Source organism: Roseateles sp. P5_E1 (assembly GCF_054049335.1).
This window is the reverse complement of sequence record NZ_JBFUMN010000052.1, coordinates 1-13394: the sequence shown is the minus strand read 5'-3', so window position 1 is coordinate 13394 and position 13394 is coordinate 1. Positions and strand designations below refer to the sequence as shown.

At 65.6% G+C, this 13394-nt stretch carries 13 protein-coding genes and 3 pseudogenes; 5 read left to right on the top strand and 11 right to left on the bottom strand.

The genetic code is table 11. The features are described 5' to 3' along the window. Window positions 1-18 precede the first annotated feature (18 nt). The gene (gene lysS / locus ACXJKJ_RS24895) at window positions 19-1542 is read left to right on the top strand and encodes a lysine--tRNA ligase (RefSeq protein ID WP_457355725.1); all 1524 of its coding nucleotides are present in this window, start codon (window positions 19-21) and stop codon (window positions 1540-1542) included. A 251-nt stretch (window positions 1543-1793) separates the two neighbouring features. On the opposite strand, the gene ACXJKJ_RS24890 is transcribed toward lysS, so the two are convergent. The 7 genes from ACXJKJ_RS24890 to ACXJKJ_RS24860 all read right to left on the bottom strand — a co-directional run bounded on the left by ACXJKJ_RS24890 (window position 1794) and on the right by ACXJKJ_RS24860 (window position 8294). Then, window positions 1794-2165: a DUF4148 domain-containing protein gene (locus ACXJKJ_RS24890; RefSeq protein ID WP_457393331.1), complete on the bottom strand. Its 372-nt coding sequence runs from the start codon at window positions 2163-2165 to the stop codon at window positions 1794-1796. Window positions 2166-2350: 185 nt separating this feature from the next. Continuing rightward, entirely contained in the window at window positions 2351-3139 is a 789-nt protein-coding gene (locus ACXJKJ_RS24885) for an enoyl-CoA hydratase (protein ID WP_457393329.1), read from the bottom strand. Then, window positions 3136-4248 (bottom strand): DUF3108 domain-containing protein, encoded by a 1113-nt coding sequence (locus ACXJKJ_RS24880; protein WP_457393327.1) that lies wholly within the window; start codon window positions 4246-4248, stop codon window positions 3136-3138. The genes ACXJKJ_RS24885 and ACXJKJ_RS24880 overlap by 4 nt, the downstream gene beginning before the upstream one ends. A 7-nt stretch (window positions 4249-4255) precedes the next feature. After that, the gene (locus ACXJKJ_RS24875) at window positions 4256-5974 is read right to left on the bottom strand and encodes a M61 family metallopeptidase (protein WP_457393325.1); all 1719 of its coding nucleotides are present in this window, start codon (window positions 5972-5974) and stop codon (window positions 4256-4258) included. Then, window positions 5974-6411 carry a DUF3429 domain-containing protein gene (locus ACXJKJ_RS24870; RefSeq protein WP_056204427.1) on the bottom strand — a complete coding sequence of 146 codons (438 nt, stop codon included), beginning with the start codon at window positions 6409-6411 and terminating at the stop codon, window positions 5974-5976. The genes ACXJKJ_RS24875 and ACXJKJ_RS24870 overlap by 1 nt, the downstream gene beginning before the upstream one ends. 5 nt (window positions 6412-6416) lie before the next feature. Then, complete coding sequence (locus ACXJKJ_RS24865) at window positions 6417-7151, bottom strand: DsbC family protein (protein WP_056204429.1); 735 nt, start codon at window positions 7149-7151, stop codon at window positions 6417-6419. Window positions 7152-7172: 21 nt separating this feature from the next. After that, window positions 7173-8294, bottom strand: coding sequence for an FAD-dependent monooxygenase (locus ACXJKJ_RS24860; RefSeq protein WP_457393323.1), 1122 nt, complete (start codon window positions 8292-8294; stop codon window positions 7173-7175). A gap of 137 nt (window positions 8295-8431) precedes the next feature. Between ACXJKJ_RS24860 and ychF the strand changes: the two genes are divergently transcribed. Further along, on the top strand, window positions 8432-9523 hold the full coding sequence (gene ychF, locus ACXJKJ_RS24855) for a redox-regulated ATPase YchF (protein WP_457393321.1): 1092 nt from the start codon (window positions 8432-8434) through the stop codon (window positions 9521-9523). 178 nt (window positions 9524-9701) lie between these two features. Continuing rightward, window positions 9702-10000 (top strand): annotated as a pseudogene (locus tag ACXJKJ_RS24850) (transposase); the annotation flags it as partial. A 91-nt stretch (window positions 10001-10091) separates the two neighbouring features. On the opposite strand, the pseudogene tnpC reads toward ACXJKJ_RS24850, so the two are convergent. The 4 genes and pseudogenes from tnpC to tnpA form a co-directional block, all read right to left on the bottom strand. Then, window positions 10092-11065: pseudogene (gene tnpC, locus ACXJKJ_RS24845) on the bottom strand (IS66 family transposase); the annotation flags it as partial. Window positions 11066-11116: 51 nt separating this feature from the next. Beyond that, window positions 11117-11266, bottom strand: a complete 150-nt coding sequence (locus tag ACXJKJ_RS24840) for a hypothetical protein (RefSeq protein ID WP_457393319.1) — start codon at window positions 11264-11266, stop codon at window positions 11117-11119. A gap of 62 nt (window positions 11267-11328) precedes the next feature. Continuing rightward, window positions 11329-11676, bottom strand: coding sequence for an IS66 family insertion sequence element accessory protein TnpB (gene tnpB / locus ACXJKJ_RS24835; RefSeq protein ID WP_457393317.1), 348 nt, complete (start codon window positions 11674-11676; stop codon window positions 11329-11331). Then, the gene (gene tnpA / locus ACXJKJ_RS24830) at window positions 11673-12086 is read right to left on the bottom strand and encodes an IS66-like element accessory protein TnpA (RefSeq protein ID WP_457393315.1); all 414 of its coding nucleotides are present in this window, start codon (window positions 12084-12086) and stop codon (window positions 11673-11675) included. The genes tnpB and tnpA overlap by 4 nt, the downstream gene beginning before the upstream one ends. A gap of 93 nt (window positions 12087-12179) precedes the next feature. Between tnpA and ACXJKJ_RS24825 the strand changes: the two are divergent. Next, window positions 12180-12738, top strand: a pseudogene (locus ACXJKJ_RS24825) (DDE-type integrase/transposase/recombinase); the annotation flags it as partial. Between the two features lie 123 nt (window positions 12739-12861). Beyond that, complete coding sequence (locus ACXJKJ_RS24820) at window positions 12862-13296, top strand: hypothetical protein (protein WP_457393313.1); 435 nt, start codon at window positions 12862-12864, stop codon at window positions 13294-13296. Window positions 13297-13394 lie beyond the last annotated feature (98 nt).

The window sequence follows — 13394 nt, the reverse complement described above, 5'->3', positions numbered from 1 at the left end:
TTCGACTGAAGGCCCGCAATGACCACAACGACTCCGACTCCTGTTTCGACCGCTCAGGCCGATGACAACCAATTGATCGCCGAGCGCCGCAGCAAACTGGCCGCACTGCGGGCCACCACGGCGGTGCCTTTCCCCAACGACTTCAAGCCCCAGCACCGCGCCCAGCCCCTGCAGGCCCAGTACGGCGAGGTGCCCAACGAGGAGCTGGAACCGCAAGCCGTCAAGGTCAGCGTGGCCGGCCGAATGATGCTCAAGCGCATGATGGGCAAGGCGAGCTTTTGCACGCTGCAGGACGCCACTGGCCGCATCCAGCTGCGCGTGACCATCGACAACGTTGGCCCCGAGGTCTACGACGCCTTCAAGCACTGGGACCTGGGCGACATCATCGGTGGCGAAGGCACGTTGATGAGGACCAAGACCGGCGAGCTGTCCGTCGCAGTGACGACGCTGCGCTTGCTGACCAAGAGCCTGCGCCCGCTGCCGGACAAGTTCCACGGCATGACTGACCAGGAGCAGAAGTACCGCCAGCGCTATGTCGACCTGATCACGGACGAAGACGCCCGCAAGCGCTTCACGGCGCGCTCCAAGGCGGTGTCGGCCATCCGCAGCTTCATGGTGGACCACGGCTTCCTGGAGGTCGAGACGCCCATGCTGCATCCGATCCCGGGCGGCGCCAACGCCAAACCCTTCAAGACCCACCACAACGCGCTGGACCAGGAGATGTTCCTGCGCATCGCGCCTGAGCTCTATCTGAAGCGCCTGGTCGTGGGCGGCTTCGAGCGCGTGTTCGAGATCAACCGCAACTTCCGCAATGAAGGCATCTCGGTCCGGCACAACCCCGAGTTCACGATGATGGAGTTCTATGCGGCCTACTGGACGCATCATGACCAGATGGACTTCACGGAAGCCGTGCTGCGCCACGCGGCGATTGCCGCAACCGGCAGCGCCGCGCTGACCTATGCCGGCAAGCCGGTGGCGCTGGACAAGCCGTTTGCGCGCGTGTCGGTGCGCGACTCGCTGATCCAGTTCGCCGGCCTCACCGAAGCCGAGGCCGATGACGCCGACGTGCTGCGCGCCAAGGTCAAGGCTGCCGGCGAAGAAGCGCCCGCCCGTTGGGGCCTGGCCGAGCTGCAGTTCGGCTTGTTCGAGGCCGTCGTCGAAGAGAAGCTCTGGGAGCCCACCTTCATCATCGACTACCCCGTCGAGGTCTCGCCGCTGGCCCGTGCGTCGGATGCCAATCCCAAGATCACTGAGCGCTTCGAGCTCTTCATCACCGGCCGCGAGTACGCCAACGGCTTCTCCGAGCTGAACGACGCCGAGGACCAGGCCGCGCGCTTCCACGCCCAGGTCGCCAACAAGGATGCCGGCGACGAAGAGGCGATGTTCTTCGACGCCGACTTCATCCGCGCGCTGGAATACGGCATGCCTCCGACCGGCGGCTGCGGCATCGGCATCGACCGGCTGATGATGTTGATCACGGACTCGCCGTCAATCCGCGATGTGATCCTGTTCCCGGCGCTGCGCCGGGAAGGCGGAAACTAGGCTGCCGAGGCGGGCGCTTTGCCCGCGATGCATTCGCTGTCGATGAGCTGCGACAGCTGCGCGAAGGCGTCATGCGGCATTTGTTGCGGGGTCTGGTCAAGGGAACTTTGAAGCAGGCGCAAAGCAAAAAGGGAACGTTTTCAACACGTTCCCTTTTTATCTCCAGTCAGTGCCTTGATGCCCTAACTGTCTGGCATTGCCCTCTCGGGTCGCCTTTCGTCGGTTTGAAACCGCTTTGTTTCAGCGTTCGCTCAACGGCTGGCCAGGGCGGAGGCACGGCGCACGACAGGAGCCGGGAAATCACCCAGTTCGCGGGCGGCGTTTTCACCATGGTCGGCTGCCTGGGCGGCGGCGATCTTCTCGTCGGCGCGCACTTCGCTCGGCTTGACGGTCAGCACGGCCTGGCGGGGAAGCTTGACAGTGGCAACCGCGGCAGCCTTGGCCGCGCCCGGGGTCGTCACTTCGATGCCCTTTTCGCCCTGGATGGCGGCCAGTTCACCGCTGTTGCGGGCCGCAACCAGATCGGCAACGACTTGGTCGCGGGTCAACGGGGTGGTTTGGGCGGAGGCGGCGCCTGCGGCGATCAACAGGGTGGCGGCGATGAGGGTGGACAGCTTGCTCATGACGGGCTCCTTCAGTGTCTGGCAGGAACTTCCTGCTTTCTAGGTCACTCGGACATCGCGACCGCGGTGTCCATGGGCCGAACTGTAGGGAGCTGATCTCAGTAGAAATACTAGGCTGACGGGAACTGACTATTCATTCAACACAAACAGTCACCCCTAGTTTGTCATCGCTTCGCCAAAACTCATCAACGGTGCTCGAAGTTCGGCGTGCGCTTGGCCAGGAAGGCTTCCATGCCTTCGTGCTGGTCATGGCTGCCGAACAACGCGTGGAAGTAGCGACGCTCGACGGCCACGCCGTCGGTGAGCGGCGCCTGATAGGCGAGGTTGACGAGTTCCTTGATCAGCATGACCGAGGGGCCGCTGAAGCCATTGATGGTTTCAGCGGCGGCCAGGGCTTCTTCGAGCAGCTTGTCAGCCGGCACGACGCGCGACACCAGGCCTGCGCTCTCGGCTTCTGCGGCGCCCATCATGCGGGCGGTCAACAGCATGTCCATGGCCTTGCTCTTGCCCACCGCGCGCGGCAGGCGCTGGGTGCCGCCCGCGCCGGGGACGATGCCAAGCTTGATCTCGGGTTGGCCGAACTTGGCTGTGTCGGCCACGATGATGAAGTCGCACATCATCGCCAGCTCACAGCCGCCGCCGAGCGCAAAGCCGCCTACCGCAGCGATGACGGGTTTGCGCACCTGCAGGATGGTCTCCCAGTTCTTGGAGATCAAACCGCTCTTGAAAGCCGTGGCGAAGGTGTGGGGCAGCATGGTCGGAATGTCGGCGCCGGCCGCGAAGGCGCGCTCCGATCCGGTCAGCACGATGCAGCCGATGCCGTCATCGGCGTCAAAGGCGAGCAGGGCGGCGCCCATTTCGTCCATCAGCTGGTCGTTCAGCGCGTTCAGCGCCTTGGGGCGGTTCAGCGTGATCAGTCCGGTCTTGCGCGGGCCGTCGCCATGGACGGCGGTGAGGATGCATTCGTAGGTCATTGGCTGAGTTTCCTGGGCGTGTCGTTGATTGATTCTGGCGCGGCTTGCAGCGGCGCGCTCTTGAGCATGAGATCGATATAGGTGTCGGCGTCCTGTCGGATGACCAGGCGCACGGGCAGGTATTGCAGGGAGGGCGCGAGCCAGACCTCGGCGACCAGATCATCACCGCTGGCAGCTTGGCGGGGCTTGAAATGCCACGCTGCCAGCGGCCCCATCGGCGTGTCAAGCATCTCTTCGCCCAGCACTTCATAGGCCCAGTCGTAAGGCCGGCTGGGTAGCAGGAGGCGGAACTGCACGACATGTCCCGCCCGCAGCGGCTCGCGAGCGGTCAGAAAGAGCCACGTCAGGTGCACGAACTGGCTGACCGCGTCCTGGGCACCACGCGGTGCCGCCCCACTCAGCCCGGTCGCGGTCTGCACCTCCCCGCCAAGAAAGACGAGGTTGAAGCGCCGGGGTTCGCCGAAGATGCGCTTGGTTTCCTCGTCATAGCGCTGCGGTGCGATGCCGTCGGGCGTCAGCTGGCCCTGGCTGCTCATGCGCCGTGTGATCAGCGGCGCGAAGCTGGGGCCGATACCGACGTCGAGATGAATCTGGTAGTCCCTGCCTTTGCGCAGCCATTCGACCTGCGCCTGGCCGCTGACGGGGCCGCGGTAGTTACCGGTCAATACATAGCTCAGCCGCGTGGACAGCGGCCACTCAGGGCCCGGCTCGCTGTCGAAGGGGGCCGAGGCTGCACTCGCGACTGGCGCCATCGTCTCGACTGGCACGGAAGCCGCGGCGGTGACGGGCTCGACCACAGACTCGGGTGCCGAGGCTGGCGGGGGGAGCAGCTCGGCGACCGACGCAGCTTGAGATGCCGGCTGGACCCGGGCGCCGGCAAGGTCGGGCCTGGCAGACCGCTTCGGGGCCGATGCGGGTGGAATGGAACGCACGGTCACCGGAGCCGTTGGTTTCATCTCCTGCACGAATTCGACCTTCATGCGCGGTGGCGTTGGGGGAGAGCCCTCGCTCATCCAGCCTTCGTGGATGCGCAGCACCTCGCGTCCGCCCAGCATGTGCAGCACCAGCACCGCCAGCACCAGCAGGACCGGTGGCCGTGCCGCCTTCATATCTGACTCAGGCGCCGAGCCAATGCCGGCGTGCGGCATGCGCGCCGTCGGCCAGGTTCAGCGCGACGGCGGCCGGCCGTGCAGGCGGCAGTTCGACAGCCAGTTCAAGCAACCGCTGGTCACGGCCGACAAGCAGTCTCAGCCGCGTATCGCCCGGCGCCAGCAAAGCCGGTATGTCGTCCAGCCGGCGCGGCCGCCAGCCATTGCAGCCGAGGATCTCGTCGCGCGCATTGAGGCCGCCGGTCTCCGCCGCCCCGCCCGCCAGCACATGGGTGATTGCAATACCCGTCAATGCGCTCTCGCGCACGCGCAGCCCCAGGCGCTGAGCAACGCTTTGGCGGCCATCATCACGCCAAGCCACGCCATGAGCATCGAGCAGCTCACGCAGCGGCAACTCGCCGGTGCCGTGCACCCAGCTGTGCACTTGCGCGGCCAGGTCTTCGCCCCCCAGAGCCGTGACGGCAGCCAGGATGTCCACCTCACTGACCGGGCCGCCGGCGCTGGCCGTCCACAGTCGCGTCATCAGCGCATCCAGGCTGGATTTTTGATCCCGCAGGCTCAGGTCCAGGCAGAGCGCGACAAGGGCGCCCTGGCCGTAGTAGTTGCTCGCGGCGTTGACGCTGTTCTCGTCGGGCCGGTAGTACTTGGTCCAGGCCTCGAAGCTGGCTTGGGCCAGCGGCTGCACGCGCCGGCCCGGCGAGGCCAGCACGCTGTTGACGCTGGCAGCGAGCAGTTTCAGATACCGCGGCGCATCGACCAGGCCGGCGCGGCACAGCATCAGTTCGTCGTAGTAGCTGGTGAACCCCTCGAAGAACCACAGCAGCTCGGTGTAGTTCTCGCGCTGGTAGTCGAAGGTCGCGAACTCCGCAGGGCGCAGCCGCTTGACGTTCCAAGCATGGAAGTACTCGTGGCTGAACAGGCCGAGCAGACGCACATAGTTGTCGCTGGGTGCAGCGCTTTCAGCGGCTGTCGGCAGTTCACGCCGTGCACAGATCAGCGCCGTGCTGGCACGGTGCTCCAGGCCGCCATGGCCGTCATCCACGGCCGAGAGCAGGAAGCTGTAATGCTCGAAAGGTGCACCACCCCAGAACGCGATGTGGGCCTCGCAGATGCGCCGCACATCGGCCAGCAGGCGCTCGCCGTCAAAGCTCGGCCAGGCGCCGGCCACGACGATGCGATGCGGCACGCCGGCGGCGATGAACTCGCCCTGCCAGTGCGGGCCGATCTCGAAAGGGTGGTCTAGCAGTTCGTCGTAGTCGGCGGCCTCCCAGCTTCCCTCGGCAGCGCTCATCCCGGTTGCGACACGCCAGCCCTCGGGCAGTTGCCCCAATGTCACGCGATGCGGCTCGCTCTCGCGGCCATGGGCGCGCAGGCATAGGCTGCTGGCGTTGAAAAAAGCGCGCCGGCTGTCCAGCCAGGCAGTTCGCACCGAGGCGTCGAAGGCGTAGACGTCATAGCTCAGGGCCAATGCCTTGGCTCGCGGCTGGCCGCTGCAGCGCACGCGCCAACTGGCCTTGTCGAGTTGCTCGACGACCAGTTCGTTGCCGCCCTGACGGGCCGTCATCCCGCTCAGATGCTTGGCGAACTCGCGCACGAGGTAGCTGCCAGGGATCCACACCGGCAGGCTGAAGAACTGCTCAGCCGCTGGGCTGGTAAGGGTCAGCGTGACGCGATAGCGATGGGCCGCAATGTCGGCCAGCTCAATCTTGTAGCTTGGTCCCCGCATCAGCTACCCGCGGCGGCGAGAAAGCAGCTCAGCGCTGCGACGGCGGTGAGCCGAAAGCGCAAGGTCAGCCAGTCCGCCGCGCCGAGCTGCGGGTACACGCGGCGGTCGACGAGATAACAGGCGATCAGCACACCGCCATGCAGAGCCAGGCCCGCATAGGCCGGCATTACCACACCCAGCCAGCCCAGCAGCACGGCGCTGATGCCCCAGACCAGGGGCTGACGCCCAGGCAGGCCACGTGCAAAGGACAGGCCCCAGTGGATGCCGCCGAGAAAGGCAATGACCAACCCGGCATACGCTGACATCCCGACGCTCACAAACGTGTGCTGATCGAGGTCACGGTCGCCGATCAGCCAGATCAGGGCGCATCCGAGCATGAAGGGAACGAGGCCGGCGTAGCCCAACCGATGCGCGAGCTCGCGGCGATCCACGCTCATCGGATTCAGGATTTGCTGGCCGGCGCGGCCAGGGCTTGCAGGCGCTTCTCCAACTCCACCGGACCGACGGCACCAGGGATGCGATTGCCGTCCTCCAGCAGGATGGCGGGCGTACCGTTCACATGGATCTTGCGCGACAGCGCGAGGTTGCGCTCGATGGCGGCGTCGTCGCAGGAAGCCGGTGCCTTGGCCGGCTGCTCGCCCTTGAGCATCCAGCCGAGCCAGGCATTGGCGTTGTCCTTGGCGCACCAGATCGCACGCGTCTTCTCGGGAGAGTCGCCGCCAAGGATGGGGATGAGGAAGGTATAGACCGTCACGTCCTTGAGCTCCTGCAGGCCCTTCTCGAAGCGCTTGCAGTAGCCGCAGTTGGGGTCGGCGAAGACGGCGATCCGGCGCTTGCCGCTGCCGTTCTTCCACACCAGCGCATCCTTGAATGGCAGGCTCGCGAAATCGATCCGGTTGAGCTGGGTGATGCGCTCCTCGGTCAGGTTCTTCTTGGCCTTCAGGTCGTAGAGCTCACCTTCGATGAGGAAGCTGCCGGTCGCGTCGGTATAGCGCACCTCATTGCCGATGCGGACCTCCCACAGCCCGGGCATGGGGGCCGGGCGGATCTCGTCGACCTTGGGCGCGTTGGGCATGCGCTCGGCAAGGGCCTTGCGGATGACGGCGTCGTTGGCCAGCGCGGGAAGGCTGATGGCAACAAGCAGGCCGGCCAGGAGTCGAAGGAACGTAGAGGACACGATGGGAGAGCCGGTTGGGGTTCAGAGCCCGAGGGCGCGCTGGGTCAGCCAGCGCTTGACGGGGGTGAGTTGGTTGAGCGCATCCAAGCCGCGGTTGCGCAGGCTCTGGGCGGCGGGGGAAGAGTTGGCGAAGAGACGCTGCAGCACGTCGGTCAGCTCGCCCATCGCCAGCGTCGGCGCGAGGCGCTCGCGGGCATAGCGGCGCAGCAGGCGTTCGTCGCCGAGGGGGCGCCAGGACTCGCGCGCAGCCAGCACGTGGGCAAGCGCGGCGACGTCGCCCAGACCGAGGTTCAATCCCTGGCCTGCCAGCGGGTGAACGATGTGAGCTGCATCACCCAGCAGCACCCAACCCGGACCGCTGACGGCATCCGCGCGGGCCAGAGCCAGCGGCCAGCTCGATCGCTCGCTACCGAGGCCCAACTCGCCCGCGGCACCACCGGTGGCAGCATTGAGTTCGCGTTCGAATTCGGCGGCCGGCAAGGCTTGCAGTTGTTCGACCCGCGCCTCAGCGCAGGACCAGACCAGGCCATAAGACGCACCAAGCGCCGGCTTCTCGAAAGGCAGCAGGGCCAGCACCTCGCCACCCGGCTGAAACCACTGGCGAGCGACACCCTGATGGGGCCGATCGGCTTTCAGTCTTGCGGCCAGCGCGCGATGGCCATAGGGCTTGAGCTTGAAGTCGACGCCCAGCGCGGCGCGCGCGGTCGATTCGCGACCTTCGCAAAGGGCGATCAGCGCTGCCGAGGTGTTATCCGCGACGTTGTGAACATGAGGAGAGAAGCGCAGGGCCGTCGCGAGCTGCGCATCCAGCGCGGCGGCGTCGACGATGACGGCCAACTCACGCAGGCCTTGCTGCCATGCCGAGAAGCTCAGTCGGCCGGCAGGCTGGTTGGCGACGGCATCACCGCCGACGACCATGTCGTAGACGGGACTGATCGCGTCAGGGGGCAAGCTGTCCCAGACCTTCAGCTCCGTCAGCAGGGCGACCGAGGCGGCGTTGAGCGCATAGGTCCGCACGTCGTCGGCGCGAGGCGTTCCCGGCGCGCCGGTCATGCCCACGGTCAGCCCCTGAGCAGCCAGGCTGAGCGCGAGGCTGCCACCGACCGCCCCCCGTCCTCTGACCAACACATCCACGCTTTGCATCGGGCAATTGTAGGCAGCGGTGATGCCCGCATCGCCAGCTGGGCCGGCCCGAAGGAGTCGACAGCGCCGGCCGACTAAAATCCCCGATTCGGCGTCGGCCTGCCGTCGCCCGCCCTCCCCTACGGAAAGCCCCCGCCATGAGCCTCAAATGCGGCATCGTGGGCCTGCCCAATGTCGGCAAGTCCACGCTCTTCAACGCCCTGACCAAAGCCGGCATCGCGGCTGAGAATTATCCTTTCTGCACGATCGAGCCCAATGTCGGCATCGTCGAACTGCCCGACCCCCGCCTCGCGGCCCTGGCCGAAATCGTCAAGCCCGAGCGCGTCATGCCCGCCGTCGTCGAGTTCGTCGACATCGCCGGCCTCGTCGCTGGCGCGAGCAAAGGCGAGGGCCTGGGCAACCAGTTCCTGTCCCACATCCGCGAGACTGACGCCATCGTCAATGTCGTGCGCTGCTTCGAAGACCCCAACGTCATCCACGTGAATGGCAAGGTCGACCCGATCTCGGACATCGAAGTGATCCAGACTGAGCTCTGCCTCGCTGACCTCGGCACCGTCGAGAAGAGCCTGCACCGCTATAACAAAGTCGCTCGCGCCGGTGACAAGGAAGCCATCGCGTTGGTCAAGGTGCTGGAGAAGTGCCAAGCCGCACTGGACCAGGCTCAGCCCGTCCGCACCATCAACTTCAGCAAGGAAGAACTGGTCATTCTGAAGCCCTTATGCCTGATCACGGCCAAGCCGGCCATGTTTGTTGGCAACGTCTCGGAAGACGGTTTCGAGAACAACCCGTTCCTTGACCGCCTGAAGGAATATGCAGCGGCCCAGAACGGCCCGGTGGTGGCGATCTGCGCCAAGACCGAGTCGGAGCTGTCCGAAATGGAAGACGAGGATCGCGCCCTGTTCTTGGCCGAGATGGGCCAGGATGAACCCGGTCTCAACCGCSTGATYCGTGCYGCCTWCAAGCTGCTGGGCCTGCAGACCTACTTCACCGCCGGYGTGAAGGAAGTSCGCGCSTGGACCATCCACATCGGAGACACCGGCCCGCAAGCCGCCGCGGTCATTCACACCGACTTCGAACGCGGTTACATCCGGGCRCAGACGATTGCCTATGACGATTTCATCAAACACCGCGGTGAGCAGGGCGCCAAGGACGCGGGAAAGATGCGCGCTGAGGGCAAGGAATACGTCGTCAAGGATGGCGACGTGCTGCATTTCTTGTTCAACGTCTGATACCGGCGTCGGACCTTCTTCTGGAACCCGCTTCGGCGGGCTTTTCATTGCCTGGGTGTCCCGGAGAGGCCAAGGCTTGGTGGCGGCAGTTGCCATCGGGACTCGAATGGTTTTGACCTGCCCGGTTTCTCCGAGACACTGATTCGCAGAGAAGATGGCTCCATCCCCCGAAGAGCCCATGAGAAAGAGTCGATTCACGGATGAGCAGATGGTCGCGATCCTGCGCGAGGCGGACCGCACCACGGTGGCCGAGGCGACCAAGAAGCACAAGGGCAGCGAGCCCACGATCTACGCCTGGCGCAAGCATTTCGGCTAGATGGAGGCCGCTGACGTCAAGCGTCTGAAGGCCCGAGTTGGAGAACAGCCGGCTCAAGAAGCTGCTGGCCGAGCGTGATCTGGACATCGAAGTCCTCAAGGAGATCAACGCAAAAAATGGTGAGCCCGCTGGCTCGACGCGCCCAGGTCGCCTTCGCTCGCGAAGCGTGGCCTGAGCCTGGTAAGCGCGGCCTGACGGCAACTCCGACTTCGTCGACACCTGGGTCAGCACGCCCTGCAGCCAGAGGTGGAGCCTCTCCAGCAAGGGGCCGGCCCGGGCCTGCCGCTGCTGGCGTCGCACCTCAGGTGGACTGCCGCGGATGTCCGCCTCGACGGCATACAACCCCTGGATGTGGCACAGTGCCTGCGCCGCCAGTCCGGTGTCGTCCCGGTGCTGCTCGTACAGGTCCCACCACGGTCGTCGAGCGTGAGCCCAGCATGCGGCTTCGACGACCTGGCGCCGTCGTGGAGCGCGTTCCAGCCACCGTAGGCATCGGCCTGCAGGATGCCCCGGAAGTCGCGCAGGTGGCGTTGCGGGTGTTCGCCGTTGCGGTCCGACGAGTAGCGGAACCAGACCGCCGGCGGCGCCAGGTCGCCCGAGGGCCGGTCGTCGCGCACGTAGACCCACAGCCTGCCAGTGCGGGTCTTCCCTTCGCCCGGCGCCAGCACCTTGACCGGCGTGTCGTCGGCATGGACCTTGGCCGCGTGCAGGAAATGTCGGCCCAGTGCTGCGACCAGCGGATCGAACAAGGTGTGGATTTGCTCGACCCAGCCGGCCATCGTGCTGGGGTCGATCTCGACGCCCTCGCGGGCGTAGACGCGGCTCTGGCGGTGCAGAGGCGAGTGATCGCAATACTTGGACACCGCCACGTGGGCCAGCAGCGCAGGCCCTGCTAAGCCTCGTGCGATCGGCCGGCTCGGCGCGCTGGCCTGGAAGATGGCCTCGCACTTCGTGCACGCCAGCTTGGGCCTGACGGTGCGGATGACCTTGAAGCGAGCCGGCACGTACTCCAGGTGCTCCGAGACGTCGGCGCCAATGCTGCGCAGCCGGCCACCGCAAGCGGTGYAGCCGCAGGACTGGCCAGCGGCGTCGCGATGCGCTTCAGTGGTGACGGGGCGAACCTCATGCTGTTCGCGAGGAAGGTGCGCCGGCAGGCTGCGGTCGACGCTGCCGGCATTGGCGGCCGGCGTGGTGGGCTTGCGAACAGGCAGMGGCTCCAACGCCACCGGCTCAATGAGGCTGGCTTGCAGGTCGAACCGCTCGCTGGAGACGCCGAACTACGCGCGCACGCGGCGTGCCAGTTGCAGCTTGAGCTTGTCGACCATCAGCTTGAGCCGCTGCACCTCGCTGGCGCTGGCGCGCAGTTGCTGCTTGAGCAGTTGCGCGTCGTCGGGCAGTTGGCTGATCGGGTCGATGTCCTGCAGCACGAACCTCAGTGTGCGACAGGGTCAGCGCGTGTGCATTGGGATCACTCCCGAGAAGGCATCGCCTATGCGGCCAACTGAGGTGAGCTCGTGCGGGTTGGCATGCGCCAGTCGATGCCTTCCAGCAGCATCGACAGTTGCGCCGATGACAGTGCCACGCGACCGTCGACAGCCTGAGGCCAGACGAAGCGACCGCGTTCCAATCGCTTGGCCAGCAGCATCAGTCCTTGGCCGTCGAACCACAGCACCTTGATGATGTCGCCACGTCGACCCCTGAACACGAACACGTGGCCGTCGAATGAGTTCTCTGCCAGTGCCGTCTGCACCACGGCAGCCAGGCCGTCGAAGCCCTTCCTCATGTCGGTGTGACCGGCGACGAGCCACACGCGCGCGCCCGATGGAAGGCCGATCATGCGAGGCTGCGCAACGCGGTGAGCAGCGCGACAAGACTCTCTTGGTCGACGGCGCCACGCAGTCGCAGCCGAGCACCGGCGAAGTCGAGTTCGATGCTGCCTGTGCTGGTCCGAGTCGTACTCGATGTCGACACCGGTGGCGGCGACATCGATGTGTCGCTCGACGTGGCCGAGGCGAGCGTGATGGGCAGCAGCAACGGCGCTGAGGCTTGCGCGGGGCCTGCGTCGGCGGCCTCGGCAGCGCAATGCTCTCGCCGCCACTTGAACACCAGGTTGGCGTTGATGCCCTGCGCCATCGCGATGCTGGAGACCGACGCGCCGGGCAGCAGGCATCGCCGAACCAACTCGCGCTTGAGTTCTGGGCTGCGGTCGCGCCGGCGGCGCCTGGAGGGTGTGTCTTGATCGGCCATGGTGTGCGGTAGCGATGCCTGATGCACACCATCTCGGGTGCTCAGGATCAGCCGATCTTGCTCGCGCCGCCATCGCCATGCCAGAGGGCCGTGAGGCCACGCTTACTGAGCCTGCGTCGGGCCTGCGGGCTCATCGGCATGTCGCGGGCCACACCGAGCTACCAGCCGCGTCTGCCTGCCAAGGATGCGCCGGTGATCGATGCAATGAAGGAGCTGTCGGCTCAGTACCCGCGCCACGGCTACCGCCGCATCCACATCCTCCTGCGCCGGCGCGGCTTCGAGCTGAGTTGGTCGCGCACGCATCGGCTGTGGCGCCAGGCGGGCCCGCTGGTGCCCAGGAAGCGCTCGCGCAACGCGTTGCGTCCACACGACCGCGGTTGCACACCCCCTTCAAGGCCAACATGGTCTGGGCCTATGACTTCGTCTTCGACACGACGGCCACCGGCCAGCAGCTCAAGTGCCTGACCGTCATCGACGAGTACACCCGGGAGTGCCTGGCCATCAATGTGGCCGGCTCGATCCGCTCCAAGCGCTGATCGAAGTCCTGCCGCGGCTGGTGAGCGCCCATGGGGCGCCGCTGTTCATGCGCTCGGACAACGGGCCGGAGTTCGTCAGCCAGGCCATCCTTGAGTGGATCGCCAGCGCCGGCATTACGTCAAGCAGCAACTCCGTCAAGACCTGCAACCGCCGTCTTCTAAGAATTACTGTCTCGAAATCGCAGGGCAGGTCAACCGCCCTACCATCCAGATCGCCGTCACTCTGACGAAATTACGCAATGGCCAAGCCGCGCTACCTTTTCATGTCCATGCCGCAGCAGCCGTTGTTGAATGCCATGCGAGTGATCGTCGATCGCTACGGACTGGCGACGCAACTTGGCCTGGCGCCTTTCGTGCCGACGAATTGGCATCAGCCCCTTTCGGACCGCCATTGGGAGGAGGACACGCCAGATCTGCGCGAGCGGATGCTGCGTGCGGGTGGCAGGGTTTCAGCGCAGGCGGTTGCCATGACGCTGAATCGCATCGTGGCCAATGGAGAGCATTGGTCGTTCAGAGCCAAAGGCAGCCCCCACGGTTTCCCCGGGTTGCTCGCTGCATCCATAGGGATGCTAGCGGCCCCAGGGCTCCCTCGCAATGACTGGTACGGCGATTGGGGGCAGGTCAATCCGGCTGAATATTCAGATCACCCAAAAACAAAACCCCTCACAGCCTGAGCTGGAGGGGTTTTGAGGGGTAAATAGCCTGACGATGACCTACTTTCACACGGGAATCCGCACTATCATCGGCGCTGGCTCGTTTCACTGTCCTGTTC

What these genes read in the sequence shown, in the direction of transcription:
- ACXJKJ_RS24875 (WP_457393325.1), bottom strand. Translation starts at nt 5,974, where the DNA reads ATGCGGGGACCAAGCTACAAGATTGAGCTGGCCGACATTGCGGCCCAT.
- ACXJKJ_RS24820 (WP_457393313.1), top strand. Translation starts at nt 12,862, where the DNA reads ATGGCCAAGCCGCGCTACCTTTTCATGTCCATGCCGCAGCAGCCGTTG.
- tnpA (WP_457393315.1), bottom strand. Translation starts at nt 12,086, where the DNA reads ATGGCCGATCAAGACACACCCTCCAGGCGCCGCCGGCGCGACCGCAGC.
- lysS (WP_457355725.1), top strand. Translation starts at nt 19, where the DNA reads ATGACCACAACGACTCCGACTCCTGTTTCGACCGCTCAGGCCGATGAC.
- ACXJKJ_RS24870 (WP_056204427.1), bottom strand. Translation starts at nt 6,411, where the DNA reads ATGAGCGTGGATCGCCGCGAGCTCGCGCATCGGTTGGGCTACGCCGGC.
- ACXJKJ_RS24880 (WP_457393327.1), bottom strand. Translation starts at nt 4,248, where the DNA reads ATGAAGGCGGCACGGCCACCGGTCCTGCTGGTGCTGGCGGTGCTGGTG.
- ACXJKJ_RS24890 (WP_457393331.1), bottom strand. Translation starts at nt 2,165, where the DNA reads ATGAGCAAGCTGTCCACCCTCATCGCCGCCACCCTGTTGATCGCCGCA.
- ACXJKJ_RS24885 (WP_457393329.1), bottom strand. Translation starts at nt 3,139, where the DNA reads ATGACCTACGAATGCATCCTCACCGCCGTCCATGGCGACGGCCCGCGC.
- ACXJKJ_RS24860 (WP_457393323.1), bottom strand. Translation starts at nt 8,294, where the DNA reads ATGCAAAGCGTGGATGTGTTGGTCAGAGGACGGGGGGCGGTCGGTGGC.
- tnpB (WP_457393317.1), bottom strand. Translation starts at nt 11,676, where the DNA reads ATGATCGGCCTTCCATCGGGCGCGCGCGTGTGGCTCGTCGCCGGTCAC.